At 28.1% G+C, this 22,191-nt stretch carries 23 protein-coding genes; 12 read left to right on the top strand and 11 right to left on the bottom strand.

All coding sequences use genetic code 11. The annotated features are described in order from the left end of the window. Positions 1–93 precede the first annotated feature (93 nt). The 6 genes from AC2TY9_RS10540 to AC2TY9_RS10565 form a co-directional block, all read right to left on the bottom strand. A complete protein-coding gene (locus AC2TY9_RS10540; protein ID WP_489777416.1) occupies positions 94–1,740 on the bottom strand; it encodes a bacteriohemerythrin in 1,647 nt (548 codons plus the stop codon). Positions 1,741–1,759: 19 nt separating this feature from the next. After that, entirely contained in the window at positions 1,760–2,491 is a 732-nt protein-coding gene (fliP, locus tag AC2TY9_RS10545) for a flagellar type III secretion system pore protein FliP (RefSeq protein WP_489777417.1), read from the bottom strand. Positions 2,492–2,553: 62 nt separating this feature from the next. Next, entirely contained in the window at positions 2,554–4,329 is a 1,776-nt protein-coding gene (gene mrdA / locus AC2TY9_RS10550; protein WP_489777418.1) for a penicillin-binding protein 2, read from the bottom strand. After that, positions 4,326–4,766 carry a hypothetical protein gene (locus tag AC2TY9_RS10555; RefSeq protein WP_489777419.1) on the bottom strand — a complete coding sequence of 147 codons (441 nt, stop codon included), beginning with the start codon at positions 4,764–4,766 and terminating at the stop codon, positions 4,326–4,328. Before AC2TY9_RS10555 ends, mrdA begins: the two co-directional genes overlap by 4 nt. Before the next feature lie 56 nt (positions 4,767–4,822). Further along, positions 4,823–5,122 carry an EscU/YscU/HrcU family type III secretion system export apparatus switch protein gene (locus AC2TY9_RS10560; protein ID WP_489777420.1) on the bottom strand — a complete coding sequence of 100 codons (300 nt, stop codon included), beginning with the start codon at positions 5,120–5,122 and terminating at the stop codon, positions 4,823–4,825. A 1-nt stretch (position 5,123) separates the two neighbouring features. Further along, positions 5,124–6,779 carry a flagellar hook-length control protein FliK gene (locus tag AC2TY9_RS10565; protein ID WP_489780429.1) on the bottom strand — a complete coding sequence of 552 codons (1,656 nt, stop codon included), beginning with the start codon at positions 6,777–6,779 and terminating at the stop codon, positions 5,124–5,126. Positions 6,780–6,885: 106 nt separating this feature from the next. On the opposite strand from AC2TY9_RS10565, the gene fliW reads away from it, so the two are divergent. The 6 genes from fliW to ftsZ all read left to right on the top strand — a co-directional run bounded on the left by fliW (position 6,886) and on the right by ftsZ (position 14,018). Next, positions 6,886–7,260 (top strand): flagellar assembly protein FliW, encoded by a 375-nt coding sequence (gene fliW, locus AC2TY9_RS10570; protein ID WP_489777421.1) that lies wholly within the window; start codon positions 6,886–6,888, stop codon positions 7,258–7,260. Between the two features lie 8 nt (positions 7,261–7,268). Next, positions 7,269–7,622 carry a hypothetical protein gene (locus AC2TY9_RS10575; RefSeq protein WP_489777422.1) on the top strand — a complete coding sequence of 118 codons (354 nt, stop codon included), beginning with the start codon at positions 7,269–7,271 and terminating at the stop codon, positions 7,620–7,622. Further along, positions 7,622–9,916 carry an AAA family ATPase gene (locus AC2TY9_RS10580; RefSeq protein WP_489777423.1) on the top strand — a complete coding sequence of 765 codons (2,295 nt, stop codon included), beginning with the start codon at positions 7,622–7,624 and terminating at the stop codon, positions 9,914–9,916. Before AC2TY9_RS10575 ends, AC2TY9_RS10580 begins: the two co-directional genes overlap by 1 nt. A gap of 84 nt (positions 9,917–10,000) precedes the next feature. Beyond that, on the top strand, positions 10,001–11,464 hold the full coding sequence (locus AC2TY9_RS10585) for a peptidylprolyl isomerase (protein WP_489777424.1): 1,464 nt from the start codon (positions 10,001–10,003) through the stop codon (positions 11,462–11,464). A gap of 2 nt (positions 11,465–11,466) precedes the next feature. Next, on the top strand, positions 11,467–12,867 hold the full coding sequence (ftsA, locus tag AC2TY9_RS10590) for a cell division protein FtsA (protein ID WP_489777425.1): 1,401 nt from the start codon (positions 11,467–11,469) through the stop codon (positions 12,865–12,867). Further along, on the top strand, positions 12,867–14,018 hold the full coding sequence (gene ftsZ / locus AC2TY9_RS10595; protein WP_489777426.1) for a cell division protein FtsZ: 1,152 nt from the start codon (positions 12,867–12,869) through the stop codon (positions 14,016–14,018). The genes ftsA and ftsZ overlap by 1 nt, the downstream gene beginning before the upstream one ends. Before the next feature lie 15 nt (positions 14,019–14,033). Here ftsZ and AC2TY9_RS10600 read toward each other — a convergent pair whose 3' ends face one another. After that, positions 14,034–14,414: a heat shock protein transcriptional repressor HspR gene (locus AC2TY9_RS10600; RefSeq protein WP_489777427.1), complete on the bottom strand. Its 381-nt coding sequence runs from the start codon at positions 14,412–14,414 to the stop codon at positions 14,034–14,036. 12 nt (positions 14,415–14,426) lie between these two features. Then, positions 14,427–15,314 (bottom strand): DnaJ C-terminal domain-containing protein, encoded by an 888-nt coding sequence (locus tag AC2TY9_RS10605; protein WP_489777428.1) that lies wholly within the window; start codon positions 15,312–15,314, stop codon positions 14,427–14,429. 230 nt (positions 15,315–15,544) lie between these two features. On the opposite strand from AC2TY9_RS10605, the gene AC2TY9_RS10610 reads away from it, so the two are divergent. The 5 genes from AC2TY9_RS10610 to AC2TY9_RS10630 all read left to right on the top strand — a co-directional run bounded on the left by AC2TY9_RS10610 (position 15,545) and on the right by AC2TY9_RS10630 (position 19,073). Then, entirely contained in the window at positions 15,545–15,874 is a 330-nt protein-coding gene (locus AC2TY9_RS10610; protein ID WP_489780430.1) for a hypothetical protein, read from the top strand. After that, positions 15,867–17,033 (top strand): NAD(P)/FAD-dependent oxidoreductase, encoded by a 1,167-nt coding sequence (locus AC2TY9_RS10615; RefSeq protein WP_489777429.1) that lies wholly within the window; start codon positions 15,867–15,869, stop codon positions 17,031–17,033. The genes AC2TY9_RS10610 and AC2TY9_RS10615 overlap by 8 nt, the downstream gene beginning before the upstream one ends. Before the next feature lie 61 nt (positions 17,034–17,094). Further along, positions 17,095–17,685, top strand: a complete 591-nt coding sequence (locus tag AC2TY9_RS10620) for a hypothetical protein (RefSeq protein WP_489777430.1) — start codon at positions 17,095–17,097, stop codon at positions 17,683–17,685. 113 nt (positions 17,686–17,798) lie between these two features. After that, the gene (locus AC2TY9_RS10625; protein WP_489777431.1) at positions 17,799–18,380 is read left to right on the top strand and encodes an ankyrin repeat domain-containing protein; all 582 of its coding nucleotides are present in this window, start codon (positions 17,799–17,801) and stop codon (positions 18,378–18,380) included. Between the two features lie 117 nt (positions 18,381–18,497). Then, the gene (locus AC2TY9_RS10630) at positions 18,498–19,073 is read left to right on the top strand and encodes a superoxide dismutase (RefSeq protein ID WP_489777432.1); all 576 of its coding nucleotides are present in this window, start codon (positions 18,498–18,500) and stop codon (positions 19,071–19,073) included. 30 nt (positions 19,074–19,103) lie between these two features. Here the strand turns inward: AC2TY9_RS10630 and AC2TY9_RS10635 are convergent, their stop codons facing one another. Further along, on the bottom strand, positions 19,104–19,469 hold the full coding sequence (locus tag AC2TY9_RS10635; protein ID WP_489777433.1) for a YfiM family lipoprotein: 366 nt from the start codon (positions 19,467–19,469) through the stop codon (positions 19,104–19,106). Between the two features lie 180 nt (positions 19,470–19,649). On the opposite strand from AC2TY9_RS10635, the gene AC2TY9_RS10640 reads away from it, so the two are divergent. Continuing rightward, positions 19,650–20,711, top strand: a complete 1,062-nt coding sequence (locus AC2TY9_RS10640) for an ADP-ribosylglycohydrolase family protein (protein WP_489777434.1) — start codon at positions 19,650–19,652, stop codon at positions 20,709–20,711. 35 nt (positions 20,712–20,746) lie between these two features. Here AC2TY9_RS10640 and AC2TY9_RS10645 read toward each other — a convergent pair whose 3' ends face one another. Together AC2TY9_RS10645 and AC2TY9_RS10650 are read right to left on the bottom strand one after the other, a co-directional pair. Then, positions 20,747–21,037, bottom strand: a complete 291-nt coding sequence (locus AC2TY9_RS10645; protein ID WP_489777435.1) for a heavy-metal-associated domain-containing protein — start codon at positions 21,035–21,037, stop codon at positions 20,747–20,749. 61 nt (positions 21,038–21,098) lie between these two features. Beyond that, complete coding sequence (locus AC2TY9_RS10650; protein ID WP_489777436.1) at positions 21,099–22,043, bottom strand: malate dehydrogenase; 945 nt, start codon at positions 22,041–22,043, stop codon at positions 21,099–21,101. Between the last annotated feature and the right edge of the window lie 148 nt (positions 22,044–22,191).

Genomic DNA, 22,191 nt, shown 5'->3' on the forward strand with positions numbered 1-22,191 from the left:
AAAGAAGAGAAGAATTTTTCTAGAAAATCTCATCTCCCCCCCCTCATTATTTTGAAATTATCTTTTCTTCTCTTCTTTTACTTTATAGAAATTTTAATTTATCGGCAAGATAATTTTAAATTCTGCCCCTTTTGATGAGTGTTCACTGCTTGAATAGTTTTTATTATATGCAGAAATTGAACCATGCATACCATTTGTTATTAGATTGTATGTCATACTTAATCCTAATCCTGTACCTTGTGCTTTATATTTTGTAGTAAAATATGGTTCAAAAACTTTTGGTAGTATTTCTTCTGGTATTCCTCCTGCATTGTCGTTAAAAATGATTACTAAATTTTTGTTTTCTATTTTTGCATATATATTTATTATTTTTTCATCATTTTTATTTTTTAAAGCATCTTTTGAATTATTGAAAATATTGATAAAACATTGTATTAATTCATTTGGGTAACCATTTAATGAAATATCTTTAGGAATATCAATATTTACTTTTATAAAGTTTTGTTTGATTGAACCTTTCATTAGCTCCATAAAGGTTTCAAAAGTTTCAAAAAGATTAAAGTTTTTAATCACTCGTTCACCTTTTATAAAGTTTCTAAAATCATCTATAGTTTTTGATAGGTATTGGGAGTTATTATTTATAGTATCACACATTGAATCTAACTCTTCTTTAGTTAAAATATCAATATTATTTTGAAGTTTTATTCCAGTTGCAGCGGTAGAGATTACTGAAAGTGGTTGTCTCCATTGATGGGCAATGTTTCCTATCATTTCACCCATTGCAGCCATTTTTGATTGTTCTTCTATGATTTTTAAAGATGATACATCTTTTGTAATTATAAGGATTGTTTTTTTATCAGGTTGTAATGAAGCAGAGATATTTACATAGATAAATATTTCATCTTTTGAATAACATTGTTTTTCAAAATTAGTTATGAAACCTTTATTAATAACTTCTTCCATGGCTTTAATTGATCTAATTTTATCTTTAGGTGCTGTTATTTCAATACAAGACTTGGTAAGCAGTTCTTCCCTTGTAAAACCTAGCATATTAAGGTATGAATCATTAAAGTCAAGAAAATTAAACTCTAAATCTAATATTGCAATACCATCTTTACTATATTTAAAGATATCTTCAAATTTATTTTTTTCTTTTTCTAACACTTTTTGAATTTTCTCTTGTCTTGCTTTCTCCCTCATAAGTTTTAATGTATTATTTGACAGCACTTTATAAATAGACATTATAAGTGTAGTTAATTTTTTTGTCTCTCCACTCATTTGTTGTGTAGCAATTTTATGTGCTTCTTCATTTGAATATCCATCAACTAAACTTAAAACCTTATAAGCCATAAATCTATCTGTTTCAAGGATATGAGAGACTAACCATTGAACAAGAAAATCAAGTGTAATTTCTGCAATTTCTTCAATTGGTTTTTTCTTTTGTAGTTCTATTAAGTTGTGAAGTTCATTAATGAAATTATTATGGGCTTTTTTGTGTTTTTCACTATCTTCTTGATCTTTGAAGTATTTATCCCAAATAGTCTCTTCTGATGAAAAATGATATTTTGTGTAATCGATAAGTTCATTAAATATAGTATTAATATTTAATGTAAATGTATTGTATGCAAATTCTGTAGCAAGGATATTAATTATTTCAACTAGTTTTTTATGCTCTTCATCTATTTGATTAATACCAGTACAAAAGTTTTCATCCCAAGGTATAATATCAATTCTTTCCATTTATCCCCTTTGTACAGTGTCACTTAAAGGATTGAGCCAGATTCCCAATAATTAATGCCCAACCATCAATCACAATAAAAAAGATAATCTTAATAGGTAAAGATATCATAACAGGCGGTAGCATCATCATCCCTAAGGACATAAGTATGGAAGCAACAATTATATCAATTACTAAAAAGGGCAAGAATATCAAGAAACCTATTTCAAAGACAGTTTTTAATTCACTTACAACAAATGCAGGCATTAATAAAGTTAAAGGAACATCATCAATATTTTTAGGGTTTTCTTCTTTTTTGATTCTATAAAATAAAGCTAAATCTTTTTCTCTAGTATTTTTAATCATAAACTCTTTAAAAGGTTTAACTCCTTCTTCAAAGGCTTGTTCATAACCTATAACTTCATCCATATATGGCTTTACACCAAGGTCCCACGATCTTTTTGCATATGGTTCCATAATAAAGATTGTCATAATTAGTGCAAGTGACACAATTATCTGGTTTGGTGGAGTTTGCTGTAATCCCATTGCTTGTCTAAGTAATGAAAATACAATTAAAAGTCTAGTAAAACTTGTAATCATTAGAAGTAAAGATGGCGCTAAAACAAGTAAAGCAAGTATTATTGCAATATTGATTGTTCTTACAAATTGTGCTGGCTCTTCAAGTGCTGCAATAGATAAATTTACTACAGGAAGTTGCTCTTCTGCTGCAAAAAGTGCCACTGAAAATATTAATAAACTTAGAAGTAATCTCAATCAAAATCCCTAAAATAAAATTCTTAAAATTGCAGTATATTAGCTAAAATATGATTAATATGTTATTTACTCTTTATATATCCCATTTCAAGTAGTTTGTCATAAATTTTACTAACTACATCACCAGCTGCACTACCACCATGCCCACCATGTTCAACTAAAACTGTTACTACATATTGAGGGTTTTTGTATGGTCCATAGGTTGTAAGCCAAGCGTGTGATCTGTGGTAATACTTCAATTCACTCTCTTTCATTCTTACTTTTTCTTCTTGTGGTATTGTAACAACTTGAGCGGTACCAGTTTTTGCTGCAATTGTTACTTTAGAGTTTATATAATTTGATGCTGTACCTTTTTTATGGTTAACAACCTGATACATACCTTTTCTAATAATTTTCATATGAGCTGGGTTAAACTTAATCTCTTTTGGCTTTTCAAAATTATCCTTTGAAAAATGGGGTTTTGGGAGTTTGCCAGATGCTAAAAAGGCAGTATATCTTGCAATTTGCATTGGTGTTACAGACATATACCCTTGCCCAATAGAGGCATTAATAGTATCACCTATATACCAAGGTTGTTTAAATCTATGTTGTTTCCATTCTTTATTTGGATTAGTTGCATAAAATTCGTTAGTAAGTTCGATTCCTGTTTCTTCACCAATTCCATATTTCCTTAGAGTTTTTGATATTTTATTTATACCAATTTCAAGACTCCCTTTATAAAAAAAGTCATCACAACTTTCTCTAATAGCTTTTGTAAAACCAACTCTTCCATGTCCAGTTGTTTTCCAACATCTAAATTTTCTTCGACCAATTTTTATGAAACCATTACAATAAACTTCGAAATCAGGTTTTAAACCATTTTCTAAAAATGAAAGTGCAATACCCATTTTGATAACAGAACCAGGAGGATATTTACCATTTACAAGTTTGTTTGTGAAAGGGTGGTTAAAGTCATTTCTCATAGCTTCCCAATCTTTTACTGAGATTCCATCTACAAATATATTATTATCAAATTCTGGATAAGAACCTGCTGCTAAAACCTCTCCATTGTTTGAGTCCATTACAATTACTGCACCACTTTTACCTTTAAAAATCTCTTGGATGTATTTTTGTAATTCAATATCAATTGACGTATGAAGGTCATTATTTGATGTGGGTTCAATTTCATTTAAAACTTCAATTTCTTTATTTAAAGCATTTACTTTAATACTTTTTTCACCAAGTTTTCCTTGAAGTTTATTGTTGTAGTATTTTTCTAAACCATTTTTACCAATAATTCCACTATATTTTGAAAATGCATTATTTTCTATATCTCTTTTAGTGGCTTTTCCAACATAACCAATTATATGAGAACCATTTTTGCCATATGGGTATACTCTTTTAACTTCAGGTTTAATTTTAATATCATCATTTGAATTAAAAATTGTATATTTATCAAAAAAATCATCATAAGGTATAAACTCAATCACTTTTACAAAATCGTGTTTATAGTTTGAATCTAGCTTTCTATACTCTTTATAAAGTTTCTCTTTTTTATATTGAGGTAAGTGTTTATTTATCAAAGTTACAAGTTGATCTAGTTTATATTTATTTTTATAAGATCTTAAATGGGGTTTTATATTTATTGAAAAACCAATTTTATTCATAGCAAGAGGTACGCCATTTCTATCTTTTATAATACCTCTATTTGGTACTTCATAAATTTTTTTAATATAATTTCTTTTTGAAAGTTCTTCATAATAAGTATTTGATTTAATACTTAAAAAATAAACTCTAGATAATAAAGTTAACAATACAATAAAAATTAAAATCATGGCAATATTAACTCTATTTTTCAAATCAAAACTCCAAATAAAATAAAATCAATTATAAGATTAACTATTATAATTGCTGTAAAATAAAGTGTTATTTGATGGTCAATTGACCAAACTATTGTAACACCTAAATAAAATACTGTCATATAAATATAACTATTTAAACTACTAAAAGTGAAAACTCTATTAATATTTGGTACTAAAAAAACATATATAAAAGTAGCAAGTAAAAATAAAGATAATGGTTTAAATCCATTGTTTAACTCAATAAAAGTTAAGGCAAGAATCACAACAGTAAGTGAATAATAATATCTTTTTTTAAGACATACAAAAAAGGCCATAAATAAAATTCCCAAGGTTAAAATAGGGAAAAATATTATTGATGATATTGTATTTATTATTACTATTGCAATAGCAAGTAATACAATAAAAAAAGGATTATCAAGATTGTTGAGTCTCATTATCAGATATGTCTTTGTTTTTTGTGGATTATATTATAAATGAACTTATATCTAAATCAATATTCTTTTTGTTCAAATTCTCTTTTTTTCCGTTCAAGGCTAGTTAAATCATATATAAATGAAAAAATTTCAGAAACAGCTTTATACATAGAACCTGGAATCTCTTTATCTATATCAAGTGCGGATAAAAGTTCAATTAGATCTTCATCTTTTTTTATTGGTATTTCATTATCTTGGGCCACTTTTATAATGTTCTTTGCTAATTCTCCTGTTCCTTTTGCTAATACTTTTGGTGCATTATCAACATCTATATCATAACCTAAAGCAACAGCTTTTTTAAGCTTATTCTTTTCCATTTTAGACCCTTATATCAACACCAAAACTAGGATTTGTAAAATCATTATTCTGGTTGAATTGGTTCATCTGTTTTTGTTCTTTTGTGTCCTCTTTTTTTATATTTACAATTTTAATATTTACAGGTATTAAGTCAACAGAATTTAATGAACTTCTCAATTTTGGTAGTGCTTCTTGTAAAGCCTCTTTAAAACTATTCTTAGAAGCATATATTGTTAAATCTAATTTGTTTTTATCATATAAAGCTAAAAGAAGATTTGTTTCTCCAAATTCTTTTAGTGACAAATTGATTTCACAATAAAATTTTTCCTCATCAATTTTTTTCATTGAGATTGAACCTTCATCTAACATATCCCATAAAAAAGGGATATATACATTGTTTGAATTAGAAACTATTGATTGTAATTGATGATATTCAATTTGAGTAACAAGTCTATCGATTTGTTTTATAGTCTCTTGGGAGTTGGAGTCACCCTTAGATATTAATTCAGCTTGAACCTGTAAAAGTAAAGCTTTCATATCACTTTGTATAGGATTTGACTCCTTTGGTAATAAACTATTTGGGTTCTGAATTAAATTGTTTATTATAGTTTCAAGTTTTTGTATTGTTTTATTTATGTTTTGATGTAGAATTGGGTTCTCACTACTTGAAGAAAGGTTTTGTATAGATGTTTTCAGATTTGTTAAAAGAGAATCTAAATTTGTAGCAAAATTGCTCTGAAAGCCAGTTTGATTTAAATTAGGCAAATCGATTTTTGTAAAAAGATTTTGTAAATTTAACAATTTGTCAATTAGTTGGTTTAATGGCTTTGTATCTATACCTTTTATATTTGTTATTTCTTGTTTTAAAGTTAATAAAGTCTCTAAAGTTTTGGTGTTTATTATCTCTTTATTGTTTAGTAAATTATTTTCAGGCTGAGTATTAGAATTTGCAATTTTTGATTCTACAAGCTGAGCTTGTGAAGATAAATTCTCAAGTTTTTGTGTTAGATTACTTAACCTTGTAATCTCTTTTGAAGAGATATTTGACAATAGATTTTGTAAATTTGAAACTAAAGTTTTAAGCTCACTTTGTAAATTATAAGGACTTATTGTTTGATTTGAGTTTGTTTGTATTATCTTATCAATTAGATTAGTGATATTTTTTGCTTCTAAATTTGGAATATCTTTTATAAGTGTTTTTATTTGTGTTAATAACTCAGATATATTTTTAGGTAAACTCCCTTGATTACTACTCTGAGTATTGATTTGATTTGCAATTTTTGATTCTAAAAAGACACCTGATTTATCAATCATTTGCTTTAAAGAGTTTTCATCTAGATTTGTAATATTCTTTAAAAGTGTTTCTATTTGATTTGTAAATTTATCTAAAGAAGGGTTTGTTTTTAGTTGAGATAATACTTGTTCTATTGATTTTGAAAAGTTTTGCTCCATCTTAAAAACATTTGTGTCTTTTAAAAAGTTTTCAATACTTCCTTGACTTTGATTTGAAGTTTTCAAATTTTCAAAGAGATTTTTTAAAACATCTCCAACTGTAGCAGTTCCATTTTGAAATTTTTGTAAAGTTTGTGCATCAGCATTTTTTAATGCTTCTTTTAACACTTTGTTATCATTTGGTAGTAAAATATTCAAAAGATTATTGTTATTTGAAACTATCATACTCAAAGTATACCATAATCAACTAAATGATTATTACAATAAATCGATTATTAATTGACTTCAAATTATATTTTTTGTAGAATCTCTCAACATAAAAAGGAAGTAAATGAGTTATGAAGTTGTAATTCCAATTGATGGTTGTAAAGATGAAACAGAATTTGAGTTAACCAAGCTTGATGACTTTTTTTCTGTAGTCAAAGGTAATGATACTGGTATAACTCTTAGGCTGATGAGTTTTGGTGCCTTAAAATCTTTAGCTTTTGAACTTCCTGATGATTTTAAAACCAAACTTGAAATTGAATCTATAGAAGATATTTCTATTTTCTATATCTTTGTTCTACAAACACAAGTGTCAGAGTCTTCTATGAATATCTTTTCCCCAATAATTATTAATGAAAAATCAAAAAAAATGGGACAAATCCATTTAAACTTAGAAGAGTTAGGACTTGAAAGTCTTAATGATATTTTACCTAGTTTGTAGTTTCTAATATGCACGAAAAACAATTAAGAATACGATATATTAGAGTTTTAGAGAAGTTTTTCACTAGAACTATCTCTTTACTTAAACTAGAAAACTTCGATAAAGAACTTTTTAAAGAAAGAACATTAAAAAACTATGAGGATTTAAAAAAAATTAAATCTGTACCTTTAGATTCAAACTATTTAAGATCTTTAATAGCTTTTATTAATAAAACACTAAATTATATAGAAAACTCAAGCGATAGTTTTGAAGATGAAAGGGACACCCTTTTAAAAGATGCAAACCTTTTACAAAAAGAGAAAAATAAAAGTTCTTATAAAAAAGATAAACATAAGAAAAGTAAATTTGATGATGGATATTAATGTCTGAAGATATTCAAGAAAATGAAAAACTTTTTAATCTATCAGGCGTAATAAAAAGAGTTCTTTATCAAAATGCAGAAACCAAATATGTAATTGCTGTACTTGAAAACAATCAAAAAATTTGTGGAACTTACTTTGATACTGATTTAGAAAAATTAGTAGGGGAAGAGATTTTACTGAAAGGTGATTGGACAACTCACAAAAAATATGGTGTTCAATTTGAATTTCAAACTTTAGAATTAAAAGAAGCAGAGATGTTTTTCTTTTTAACTAAGATTGTAAAAGGAGTTGGGAAAAAGTTTGCTCACGAACTACTTGAAAAATACTCTGAAGATAAATTAGTTGAGATTTTAAATGAAAATCCAAGTGAACTTTTGAAATTTAAAGGTATCAAAGAAAAAAAGTTAGATAAGATAGTAAGCTCATGGCAAAAATTTAAACACCTAAGAGAACTTGGTAAATTTTTATCAAAGTTTGGGGTTACTTCAAATCTTATTAATAAAATCTATGCTCATTTTAGTGAAGTTGATAATTTAATTGAAAGAATAGAAGAAAACCCATATTTATTAATACAAATAAAAGGAATTGGGTTTAAAAGAGCTGATGAGATAGCAAAGTCTTTGGGAATTGACCCAAAAAGTGATTTTAGAATAAATGCATGTATAAACTTTACATTAAGAGAATTTTGTGATAACAATGGAAACTCTTCAATAGACAAATCCCATCTTTATAAACTTTTAGATGAATCTTTACATTTTAATAATGAAGATATTTTATATGAAAATGTAATTACAAAGATGCTTGTTGAGGAACAACTATTTCAAACAAATGAGAATAGATTATCCCCTTCAATGCTTTACAATGCAGAAAGAAGAATATTAGATTTCTTTGAAAGAAGAAAAAACGATTTAAATAGAAAAATAATATCAAGTTTTGATGAGTATCTTGAAAAAAAACAAAAGACATTAGGGTTTGAATTAAGTAGCGAGCAAAAAAAAGCAGTTGAAATAATCAATAATGGGAATAAAACATTATTTTTAATTGGTTATGCGGGAACAGGTAAGTCAACTTCTAGTAGGGCAGTTTTAGAATTACTTGAAGAGATAGTTACATATGATGATATTATTACTATTGCGTTAAGTGGAATTGCATCACAGCGAATTTCTGATACAACAGGATATAACAGTAGTACTATTCAATCTCTTTTTGTAAAACATGAAGATAAAGAGTTTTTCCCCCATAAGGTTATCTTGCTCGATGAAGCTTCAATGGTAAACTCTGTTATGTTTTATAATCTTATAAAAAAAATATCTGATGATACAATTTTTATAGTTGTTGGCGATGATGGACAGCTTCCTGCTATTGGAGCAGGGAATATTTTAGCTGATGCAATAAAACATGAACTAGCACCAATATGCAAACTTACAAAAATATATAGACAAAGCCATGACCAAGCAATTGCAGTAATAGCCAATGATATTAGAGAAGGTAATATCCCAGAATATGAAAAAGATTATCAAGATTTTAAATTCGTTAATGTATCAATAAACAACTATTATGCAGTAAAAAATACAAGCACACAAAATGAGTTTTCAAACGTAAGGGCAAATATAAGTGAAAATATTTTAAATTCTATTTTAAATATTTCAAGTCATTATATTGAAGGTTTTTATGAATTTATAAAGAAAAAGGATATCTCTAAAGCATTGATTCTCTTTCAAGTGATTACTCCAATGAAAGCTGGAATTTTAGGGGTAGAGAACCTAAATATGCAATTACAGACATTATTTAATCATACAAAAGGAAAAGGTTATAAGACAAATCTTTATGAGTTTAGAATGACCGATAAAGTCATTCATATTAAGAATGAAAATATGAAAGCTCAAACTATGAAAATGTACAAATCAGGTTCAAGTGAGTTTTTAGAAAAAAGGGTTTTCAATGGGCAATTAGGTCTAATTATAAAACTTGATTTTGAAGAAAATAATGTAATTGTTTTATACCCAAATGATGATATGGTAGTGTTTTATGATTTTGATGTGTTAACTAATCTTTTGTCTTTGGCATATTGTTTAACAATCCATAAAACCCAAGGAATGGAGTACGAGAATGCTTTAATCCCAATGAGCTTTTCCCATTATATCATGCATAATACAAAGCTTCTTTATACTGCAATTACTAGGGCTAAAAAGATGTGTTTTATTGTTGGTGAAGAGGATGCTTTTAAAAGCGCTTGCAAAAGAATTGAAACAACAAAAAGAGAATCTGTAATCAACGATTTACTTTCAAAATAAAATTAAACATAAGAATAATTAATTTACCTATTTAAAAGCATTCTTTGAGTATCATATCCAAAATTTTTAAGAGGATAATATTTTATGATTTCTTGGATGCAGAGACACAAAAAATGGCTTGTTATAACAATTTGGATAAGTACTATAGCTTTTGTTGGAGCCGGTTTTGTAGGATGGGGGTCTTATGACTATGGTTCAAAGAGTGGAGCAGTTGCAGTTGTAGGTGATAGAGAGGTAACAGTTAGTGAATACCAAAGGGAATATTCATCACTGTATGATCAATATGCAAGAATTTTTGGACAACAGTTTAACCAAGAGATGGCTGATCAATTAAAATTAAAACAAGCAGCTTACGATATGGCGATTCAAAAAAATCTTATTCTTTCTTTTGCAGATGAAATTGGATTAGATGTTACAGATGAAGAAGTTGCAAAGGAATTAGTAAAAATACCAGCATTTATAAAAGATGGTAAATTTAATAAAGATGTTTATATCGGTGTTTTAAATCAAAATAGAACAAATCCAACTGAGTTTGAAGCAAATGTAAAAAGAGATTTACTTTTACAAAAAGTTCAAAAAATCTTTACTGTTAAAGCAAATAAAGAAGAATTGGAAAATTTAAATAAATTACTTTTTTCTCAAGATGACATTTCAATTAAAATCTTAAGTTCAAATGATGTTAATGTAATAATCAATGAAGAAGAACTAAAAAAATACTGGGAAGAGAATAAAGATAATTATAAATCACAAAGTGCAATCTCTTATGACTATGATGAAGTTTCTTTAATCCCTGGTTCTTATTCTGAACAAGAGATTACAGAATACTACAACATGAATAAAACTGATTTGAAAAAAGAAGATGGAAAGATTAAATCATTGGATGAAGCAAAAGATGATATTGTAAAAGCCCTAGATTTAAAAGAAACAAAAAAAGAAGCTTTAAAAAAATACTTAGCAATTAAAAAAGGTGAAGTTAATTTAACATCTAAAAACACAATTGATGAGATCGCTTTAAATTTTGGTACTGAAAATAATAAAGAGGTTCTAGATGCAATACCAGGAGACTTATTAAAACCTTTCTTGGTTGATGAAAAATACATCATTGTAAAAATAACAAATAGAATCCCACCTAAAACTTTATCTTTTGAAGATGCAAGAGCTAAAGTTGTTGTTGATTTTGAAGCTGTTCAAAGAGCAAAAGAGCTTGAAGAACTTGCAAAAAAATCTTTAGAAAATTTTGATGGTAAAGATATTGGTTTAGTTTCAAGGGATTCAGTTGATAAAATTGATGGTCTTGCAAAAGACGAAGCATTAACTTTTTTAAACCAATTATTTTCAACTACGCAGAAGCAAGGTACAATTTCACTTGGTGAGAAAGTTGTAATTTATAAAATTAATAGTTCTAAATTGGCTTCTTACGATGCTTCAAAAGATGAAGCTGTTAAGACTACAATGAATAATCTTTATAACCAAGAACTAATGAATAGTTTAGTTAAAAATTTAAAAAATAGATATGAAGTACAATCTTCTGTAACATTCGAGGAGTAATTTTGAATAAAACTCTCTTAGCAATAGATATAGGGTCTTCTTATATAACTGCTGTTATTGCAAAGAATAATTTAGATTATAAAATAAATATTTTAGGAACAGGATCTTCTAGGAGTGATGGAATTAATAAAGGGGTAATCTCAAATATTGAGGATGCCTCTAACTCTATAAGAGAAGCTGTTTCAATAGCACAAAAAAATACTACAGAGCCAGTTGAGTCTACTGTTGTCTCAATATCAGGTGCATACACAAAATGTATTAGAAGTTCAGGAAGTGTAAATATTCCAAATGGACTTATCACTGAAAATGAGATAAATCAAGTTTTACAAATGGCATTATACAATGCAACAATAATCCCAGAATATGATGTCATTCATGTTATACCAATCTTCTTTAAAATAGATGATTCAGCTGATGTTGAAAACCCTTTAAATATGAATGGTTCAAGACTTGAAGTTGCAGTATTTGTTGTAACAGCTAAAAAAACAGCTTTAACAAATATTAAATCAGCTATGAAAATGGCAAACCTTTCAGTTACTAACTTTGTTTTAGACCCATATGCTTCAGCTATTTCTGTTCTTGATGAGCAACAAAGAAATTTTGGAGCAACGGTTATAAACATAGGTGCAACTACAACCCAGTATGTTTGCTATAAAGGTTCTTCTTTAATTTATAATGGTTTTTTACCTGTTGGTTCAAACCATATAACAAATGACCTTTCTGTTATGCTTCACACCCCACCTGTAGCAGCTGAAAAGATAAAAACTGAATATGGAAACTTATTAAGAAGTTTAGAAGAGATTCAAAACAAAAAAATAAGAACTCCAAGAATTGGTGATGAAAAAACCTCTTCAGAAGTTTCTTTAGAACATGTTCAAACAATTATTCATGCTAGGGTTGAAGAGATTTTAACACTAATAAAAAATGATCTTAAAAAAAGCGGTATCTATGAAACTTTAGGAACAGGACTTGTAATTACTGGGGGAATGAGTAAACTTGAAGGAATTCAAGAATTAGCAACATTGATTTTTGATAATTTACCAGTAAAAGTTTCAAATCCAGTAAATATCAAAAATGGATATATGAGTTTTGAAGATCAAAAAATGTCAACGATAGTTGGATTACTCTTATATTCTCTTGACCCAAATAGAAATTTTGAATTAGACTCAAATAAAGCATTAATTAAAAAAAGAAAAACAGATGATTTATCAACAGTAAAAATTGAGAGTCAAGACTTAAGTGGATTAGATTTAAGTACGCCTGCTAAGCCTGAAATGGCAAAAAAGAATATTAAAAAAGAGGACCCAAAATTAGAAGATTCTGGAAGATTACCTACTCTTAACAAAAAAGATAAGAGTAAAGGTGTCAACAAAATTTGGAATGCTATTACGGAGTGGTTCTAATGGATAATAAAAATTTATTTGGAGTGGATGATATCAAAGTGGAAATGCCTAACAAAACCTTATCTGAAAATATAGCGAAAATCTCTGTAATTGGAGTTGGTGGAGGTGGTTGTAATATGATCAACCACATGATTAATGAAGGAACTCATAAAATTGATTTAATTGCAGCTAATACTGACTTGCAAGTTCTTAGAATATCAAAAGCTCCTAAAAAGATTCAATTGGGATTGAAGCTTACCAAAGGTCTTGGTGCGGGAATGAAACCAGAAATTGGGCGAGATTCTGCAGTTGAAAGTTATGAAGATATCAAAGAGTCTTTAAAAGGTGCTGATATTGTATTTATTGCAGCTGGTCTTGGTGGTGGAACTGGTACAGGTGCTGCAGCTATTATTGCAAAAGCAGCCAAAGATATTGGTGCACTTACTGTTTCTGTTGTAACTAAACCATTTACTTGGGAAGGTAAAAAAAGAGCAGGGCTTGCAAATCTTGGATTAGAAGAGATTAAAAAAGTATCTGATTCTATTATTGTTGTACCTAATGATAGACTTTTAGAGATTATTGATGAAAATGTTGGTATGAAAGATGCCTTTAAAATCATTGATAATATTTTATACCAAGCTGTAAATGGTATGACAGAGGTTATCTTAAATCCAGGAAATTCTGATATTAATACCGACTTTGCTGATGTTCAAACAATTATGCAACATAAAGGTATGGCTTTAATGGGTATAGGAAAAGCCAAAGGTGACCAAGCTGCTCAAAGAGCTTTAGAGGATGCTATTGATTCACCTCTACTTGATAAAGTTTCACTTGGTGGAGCTAAGGGTATTTTAATCCATTTTAATACTCATCCTCAAGTATCTTTATTTGCAATTAATGATGTAATGTCAAGAATTCATGAAACAATTGATTCAAATGCTGAGATTATCTTTGGTACAACATCTGATAATACTTTAGAACCAGATGAAGTTAAAATTACTATTGTAGCAACTGGTTTTGAATCTAAAAATGATTCTCCCTATGAAACAAGTGTTCCAGAAACTTCTGAAGAAAATGCATCTAAACAAAATAGTGCTAACAATGAAAACTATTTAGATATTCCACCATTAATGAGGGATTATAAAGTACAATTTCAAATAAATAAAGAGTAAATTAAACTTTACTCTTTATTCTTCAAAAATCACAACATCATAAGAACTTTTTTTAATAACTAAAGCTTTTGAATTTGGAACAATACCAAATTTATTCACATCTTTTAATTTGCTTTTATAATTTTTAACTTCAATTTCTAAAGATTCTATTTTTTGATTTAATTGAAGTATTAGGTCTACTCCTGCAAGGTTGATTCCTAACTCTCTTGTTAGAGTTAATACATATCTAATATGATCAATATCTTTTTGGGAATATAATCTAATTTTTCCATTAGTTCTTGAGGGCTTAATTAAGCCCTCTCTTTCATATTGCCTTAAAGTTTGTGGATGAATACTCAAAATTTCAGCCACAGCAGAGATTAAATATACGGGTTCATTGTAAGCATTGTTATCCATGATATATATTCCTTAAACTGTTTCTGGTAATTTCTCTTCCAGTGATTTTACCAATTCTTCATCTAAATCTTCAAGTTTAGGTAAAACAATATTTGCTTTTAAATATAAGTCACCTTTTGAACCAGCAACTCTATCTAATACTCCAAGTTCTTTTACTCTAAACTTTTGGTTTTGTTTAGTGTTTTGTGGAACTTTAAGTGTAATATCTTTATGGATAGTTTTTATTAAAATTTTTCCACCAAATAATGCTGTTTTTAGTGGCAAGTCAAATGATTTAGTTAATGTACTTTCATCTCTTTCATAATCTGGACTTGATGCGACATTTATTTTTATAATTAAATCACCCCTTTGTCCATTATGTGACTTTCCTTTTCCTTTTGCCCTTATTTTTTGTCCATTTTTAATACCTTCTGGTATCTTAATATCAAAGGAGTCATTATTTAATGAAATATGTTGTTTCCCACCTAGGATGGATACATCAAATGGAATTGTAATTTGTGCTTGCGTATCTAAGTTTGGTTCGGCGTAGCCTGAGTCTCCAAAACCTCCAAACCCACTAAATCCACTTTGTGAAAAGCCTGAAGAACCAAATCCTGAACCTCCACCAAACATTTGTCTTAAAATATCATCTAAATCAACATTTTGTCCTTGACCTCTAGCAAAATCATGGAAGTTTTGACCACCAAACATTGAATCACCATATTGGTCATATTGTTGTTTCTTTTCTTTGTCACTTAAGACCTCATATGCAGCATTTATCTCTTTAAACTTTTCTTCTGCATCTTTATCTTTGTTTACATCAGGATGGTATTTTCTTGCTAATTTTCTATATGCTTTTTTTATTTCATCAGCAGATGCATTATCATTGATTTCTAATGTTTCATATAAACTTTTTGCCATTTTTTAACCTTTTAATTGTTCCAATTAAAAAGGACTTATTCAAATAAGACTTCTTTTATCCTTTTACAATATAGAACACAAAATTTATTTAATTATAATAGATATTATAGCATAAACTTGAGTCTCTGTCAATCAAGTTAAAAATTTTAACTAGCATAGTTGAGTCTTAATAGCTAAACTAAAATTTATACTTTAACACTTTTTAAACCCTTTTTAGTAATCATATGATTATGTTTGAAAAAGATGAATGGACTCAAGAAGAGTTACTTAAAAATGCTATTGAATTAGAAAAACAAGGCTATAAGATAGTACTAGTAGATACTATATTAAAACCTCTATCAAATAATATTGAAACCATAACTTATAATCCATATGAAATGGTCTTAATGGATGAAAAAACTATTTTTGTTTTTTATTGTGATACTGGAAAAACTACAAAAGAAAGATTGAATTTTTATAGAAAAAAACTTCCAAACCATAAATGTTTTAGTTTAAGAGGAGGAAGAGGTTATTGGCGACCAAACTTTCAAATCTTAGAAGAGATTCATAAAAATGTCTAAAGAGTACGATTTTATTATTATTGGAGCTGGTATTGCAGGATGTAGTGTTGCTCATTTTTTATCTAAATATTCAGATTCTATTTTACTAATAGATAAAAATCCAGAAGTTGGCTTTTGTGCAAGTGGTGCAGCTGGAGCTTTTTTATCTCCACTTCTTGGAAAACCTAATAAATTTAAAAATTTAGTAACTAATGCATTAAAATTTTCTATTTCTTTTTATAAAGAAAACTTCCCTGAAGAGATAAATAACTGCGGAGTTGTTAGAATCCCTAAAAATGAAGAGGATAGGGAAAAATTCAAAAGTTATATCCCTTATATGGATTTTCCTTTTAAAGAAGAGGGTGAGGGCTATTTTTTTGATATTGGGTCCCATGTAAATTCTCAGAAAATCTGTGAACTCCTAGTCAAAGACGTTGAAAAACTTTTAGATTTTGAAGTTTATAGATTAAAAAAAGATGAAGACTTTTGGCTTCTAAATGGGAAGTTAAAAGGGAAAAAAGTTATTTTAACAACTGGTGCAGATATTGAATTAATTGAAGAAGAGTATTTTAACATAAGAGCAGTTTGGGGACAAAAAATTGATGTATTTACCTCTACAGAAGTTTTAAAAAACTACCATAAAGCATGTTCTATATCTTTTTCTAAATATGATGAAGAAAAAAAGAAAAATATTGTTTCAATTGGGGCTACCCATCATAGACTTGAGTGTAGTGTAAAAGATTGTAATCTTTGCATTAAAGGTGTTAATATAAATAAATTAACATCCCATAACTATAGTCTTGAAAGATGTGAAAATGATACAAAAGAGTTATTAGAAAAAGCAAGTGATATATTAAAACTTGAAGATATTGAAGTTAAAAGTTTAAAAGTTGGTGCAAGAGCATCTAGTCTTGATTACTTCCCAATGCTTGGAAAAATAATAGACTCAGAAAAAACTATAGAAAAATATCCCCATTTAAAAAATGGTTCACATATTAAAAATAATATGTTAATAACAAAAGATGATTTATATGTAATAAACGGTGTTGGGGGTAGGGGATTTGTTTTATCTCCTTATTTAGCAAATCTTCTAGTTGAGAATATTATAAACCAGAAAGATATACAAGATGAAGTTTTAACTCATAGATTGTTTAAACGTTGGGTTAAAAGAAATCATTAATAAATAATTAATATATTGTTGATACAATCTTAGTTCAAATTTAAAAAAAAGAAGGACAAAAATGGGAAATCTTTTAAAAGTTGTTTTTTTAGGAGTAGCGGGTTTTGCTTTATTAGTTTTTTTAACAGCAGAAAAACCAAAACAGATCTTAGCAAATGATAATGTTGTTAAAATTTCAAAATATGATTCTATTCCAAGTGAATATGAACTTGTTGGTAAAGATGATAAAGTAAAAAGAGAAACTCTTTTCAAAAAAGACCAAGATACTTTAATTGTTGTTGGGAATCACGATTCTTTAGCAGTTGTTAAAGAGTTACCAAGTATGTTCAATATTGATTTACCATATGTAATGGTTGCAAATATTTCAAGTGCTCCTTGGTTTGTTAAAAAAATGTTTATTCCAGGAAAACTTGAAGATCTAAATGAAGGAACTAATATTCCTATGATTTACGATTTTGATGGAGATATGGTAAATGCACTTTATATAACTGATAATGCTAAAACAAAATATGCTGCATTTCTTTTAAGTAAAGAAGGAACTATTACAAAGATTTATGAAGGTAATGTTAAAGAGGGAGCTTTAGATGGTTCTATGACAAAAGAAGAGATGAAAACAGCTCTTAAACCACTTTATGAATTAATAAAAAAGTAAAGAGAATTTTCTCTTTACTTAAAAACACTAACTAACTGATACTCTAAATAACCTTTAAATATAAACTTATATACTTTCCTTGATAAATATTATCATTTATAAAAGGAAAAACAATGAGTAATAATCATTTAATCGATAAAAATGAACTTTCTGATTTGCTCTTAACAAATATAGAAGATGAAAAAACTTTTAAGCAATTAATTTTTAATGGGGCTGATATAAATTATCAAAATAATTTTGGATGGTCTGCTTTTTTTGAATCAATTGTTAAAAAAAACAACCAGAGATTTGAAGATATTATCAAACTAGGTGTAGATATAAACTTACGAGATAATGATGGAAGAAATGCACTTTTTTGGGCAATTCAAGTTGATAATATAGTGGCTTTTAAAACTTTATTAAAAAAAGAAATTGATTTAATGGTGCATTTGAATAAAAAACTTCATGCACTATTTTATGTGGTTTATAAGGGAAATTTAACTTTTATAAAAGAATTAATTGCTTTTGGTATAGATATTAATTTAAAAGATCAACTAGGTGCAAATGCAATATTTTATGCACTTTTTTACAAGCAAAAAAAATTAATAAATTATTTAATACAAAATAATGCAAATATAAATGAAAAAGATAAATATGGTAATAGTGCATTGAGCTTTGCAAGGGAAAATCAGTTAGAAAGCCTTTTAATAAGGTAGCTACGGCTAAATAGGACAAAAGCTGTCTTAATTAATAAATTTACTATAAATTTATTAATTTTAATTTAAGTTATAGTAGTAAAATAACAGTAATAATATTTTATAAAAGGATTTTAAATGAAACACGAATTAATGAAACTACCATATGAATTAGATGCACTTGAACCACAAATGTCTAAAGAGACTTTAGAATTTCACTATGGAAAACACCACCAAACATATGTAACTAAACTAAACGGTTTAATTGAAGGTACGCAGTTTGCTGATAAAACATTAGAAGAGATTATTAAAAGTAGTGAAGGTGGGGTTTTTAATAATGCAGCTCAAGTATTTAACCATGACTTTTTCTGGAATGGTTTAACTCCAGGTGGTTCTACTATTAGTGATGAAGTTGCAAGTGCTTTAACTGAAACTTTTGGTTCAGTTGATAAATTTAAAGAAGATTTTACAAATGCTGCTGTTAATAATTTTGGTTCAGGATGGACTTGGTTAGTTAAAGATTCAAGTGGAGCTTTAAAAATTGTTTCAACATCAAATGCTGGAACTCCAATTACTGATGGTTTAACTCCAGTTTTAACTGTTGATGTTTGGGAACATGCATACTACATTGATACAAGAAATGCTAGACCAGCATATTTAGAGAACTTTTGGGCTTTAGTTAATTGGGATTTTGTAGCTGAAAATCTAAAATAATACAATAATAAAAGAGGTTTTCCTCTTTTATTAAAATTTCATAGAAACTAAAAGTTTATTACTTTTTTTCTTTGAATTATGCTCCATCGTAATAAAAACATTATTATTTAAATAGTTACTTAATAAACTTCCTGTTAATGCACCTAATACATTAAATGCCATATCTTCATTATCAAATTTTTTATCTGTTAATTCTTTTGTAAGACCTGGAATTGATCCAATAGCTGTTCCATATAAAACTTTTTCTGTTTGACTTAATGATTCGTAATCATGAATTATAGTTTCTCCTGCATATCCAAAAATTCCAGAAAAACCAAAGTGTTTGATAGAATTACTATCTGCTGCAAATAAAGAAGTAAAGCCTACTAAAACAAGTGAAAATAAGATTTTTTTCATAAAATTGTCCTTTTAAAATAATGAGCATTTTATAATATAATATATTATAGGAATGTTAATTAATTATGAAATGTTTCTTCTAAATAATAAAAGACTAAATAATTGGTTTTAATAAAAATTTACAGATTAAATCAATTTTTTCAAGTTATAATCAAATAAATAAAAATAGGTGAAAAAACCATGAGAAATATATCAAAAGAAGATTCAATCAGAGGAGCATTTTTTAGCTCTATTGTTGCAGATGCTTTATGTTTAGGTAGTCATTATGAATATGATGCAAAAAAAATATTTAAAGCATATGGAGAAAAGCCTATTGAAAAATTTATGAGCCCAGGAGAAATGATGGGTGGTATGACACATGGAATAGGTTGGGGTGAACAAAATTATCATCCAGGTAAAAAGGCTGGAGGAACAACTGATTATGGAGATTATAATATCCTTGTTTTAGAACACTTAGCAAGTATATCAAATCCTCCAAGAGAATTTAAAGTTCAAAATATTATACCACATTGGATGAATAGACTAGAAAACAGTTGGGGTTCATGGATATGTACTATGACAAGGGAAACTTATTCTCAAGTGAAACAAGGAGTGCCTATAGAGAACTTAGGTGGTTTCTCAAATGCAACAGCCATAAGACATGTTGCTGCTCATGCATATTATGATGATGAGGATATATTAGTTGATGTAGCTAAAAAAGTTATGTTTACTCATAGAGAAAAACATGCCCTTGGTGGAGCAGAGTTTTTTGCAAGAGTTACAAATAGAGTAATAAATGGTATGAAACCAAATGATGCAATTAAAGAAGTTTCGGTTGAAATGGGTGGTTTTTTTGAAGATAAAATAAAACAAGCAATTGCAAAATATGAAGAGGAAAAAAATCCAGAATCTGATTTATCAAAAGAACAATTTAGTGATGACTTGGCATTAACTTCGATGGCAAGATTATGGGATGTTGGGAGAAGTGAACCAATTAAAGTTGGAAAAGCAAGTCCCACTGAAGGAACATTACCTGGAAGTGTGTATCTTATATTAAAATATCAAGATAAAGAAGATGGACTAAAAAAAGCATTGCAGGCAAATGCAATGGTTGGCGGAGACAATGCTTCAAGGGGTATTATGATAGGGATGGTTTTAGGAGCATATTTTGGAATAGATGTTATTCCAAATGAATGGAAAGAGACTCTTGATCAATGGGAATATTGTGAAAATCTTTTAAATAAATTACCACTTTTGCAGTAGATTAAAAAACGTGTGATTCACGTTTTTTAATTGTATTATTTTGAAGTTGCTACATTAAATTTACCAACTGCACAAGATACAAAACTTTTTGCAGTTGTTGCTGCTTTATCAAAACCACTTAATTCATCAGTTGTTAATGGATATCCTAAACTTCTTAGTTTCGTTTTTAGGCTCTCCTCTTGATTCTCTTGAATGTCTAATGTGATTTTTCTAGGATGTACTTCTAAGTCAACTTCTACTTCACCAAATTCATCTTTTAATCCATTGATTAAAGTATTTGCACACCCTCCACATTTTACATTTAGTACTTCATATGTTTTTGTCATTTTTAATCCTTCATTTGAAAAATTTATTTATAATACCATTTTAGTGTGTAGTTAGTATTGATTAATTAAAAAATCTTTCTTCAAGTGTACTAGCAAGCTCTTTCACTGAATTTATAGATTTTTCAAATAATTTTTTTTGTTCATCATTTAAATTTAACTCTATAATTTTTTCTATACCATTACTTCCTAGCATAACAGGAACTCCACCTACTATATTTTCATAGCAATATTCGCCATCTAGCATCACTGCACAAGGATAGATTTTTCTTTTATTATCTAATATAGCTTCAACCATCAATGATGTTGCATGGGCAGGTGCATAATACGCTGAACCAGTTTCAAGAAGTTTTACAATTTGAAGTCCACCATTTTTTGTCTTTTCAACAATATCATCTATGTCATTTTTACTTAAAATTTCAGGTAATGAAACACCTGCGACTGTTGAATAGTTTGGAAGTGGAACCATATCATCTCCATGCCCACCCATAACCGAAGATTCAATTTGTCCTGCACCATATCCAACTTTCTCTAGTATAAAGTGAGACATCCTTGCACTATCTAAAATCCCAGCCATTCCCATTACTTGGTTTCGAGGCATTCCTGATGCTTTAATTGCTGTGTAAACCATAGCATCAAGGGGGTTTGAAACAATTATTAATTTACTTTTTGGGGCATAAATTTTAATATCTTCTATAACACTAGAAACTATTTTTGCATTTGTTAATAGTAAATCATCTCTACTCATACCTGGTTTTCGCGGGATTCCAGCAGTTATAACAATAATATCACAACCTTTTAAGTCAACACCAGATTTAGCGGCAGTTACAATAGTATGTGATTTAGCAGCATTTGCACTTTGAGAAATATCTAAAGCCATTGCTTGAACTATATTTTCTCTAATATCTTTTAAAACTATTTTAGAACAAATACCTTTATGAGCTAATGTATATGCAAGAGTAGACCCTACATTTCCAACTCCAATAATTCCAACTTTTTTATTATCCATAATTATCCTTATTCAAATTAAATACATTCATATTTATTAAATTAGTTTAATTATATCGAATTAATATTTAATATAATTAAACTAATTGTATATTTTATATAAAAAAAGGCAAGACCGAAGCCTTGCCTTTATTCTAACAAATTTAGAT

It is taken from the genome of Arcobacter sp. ISO1 (assembly GCF_058105185.1).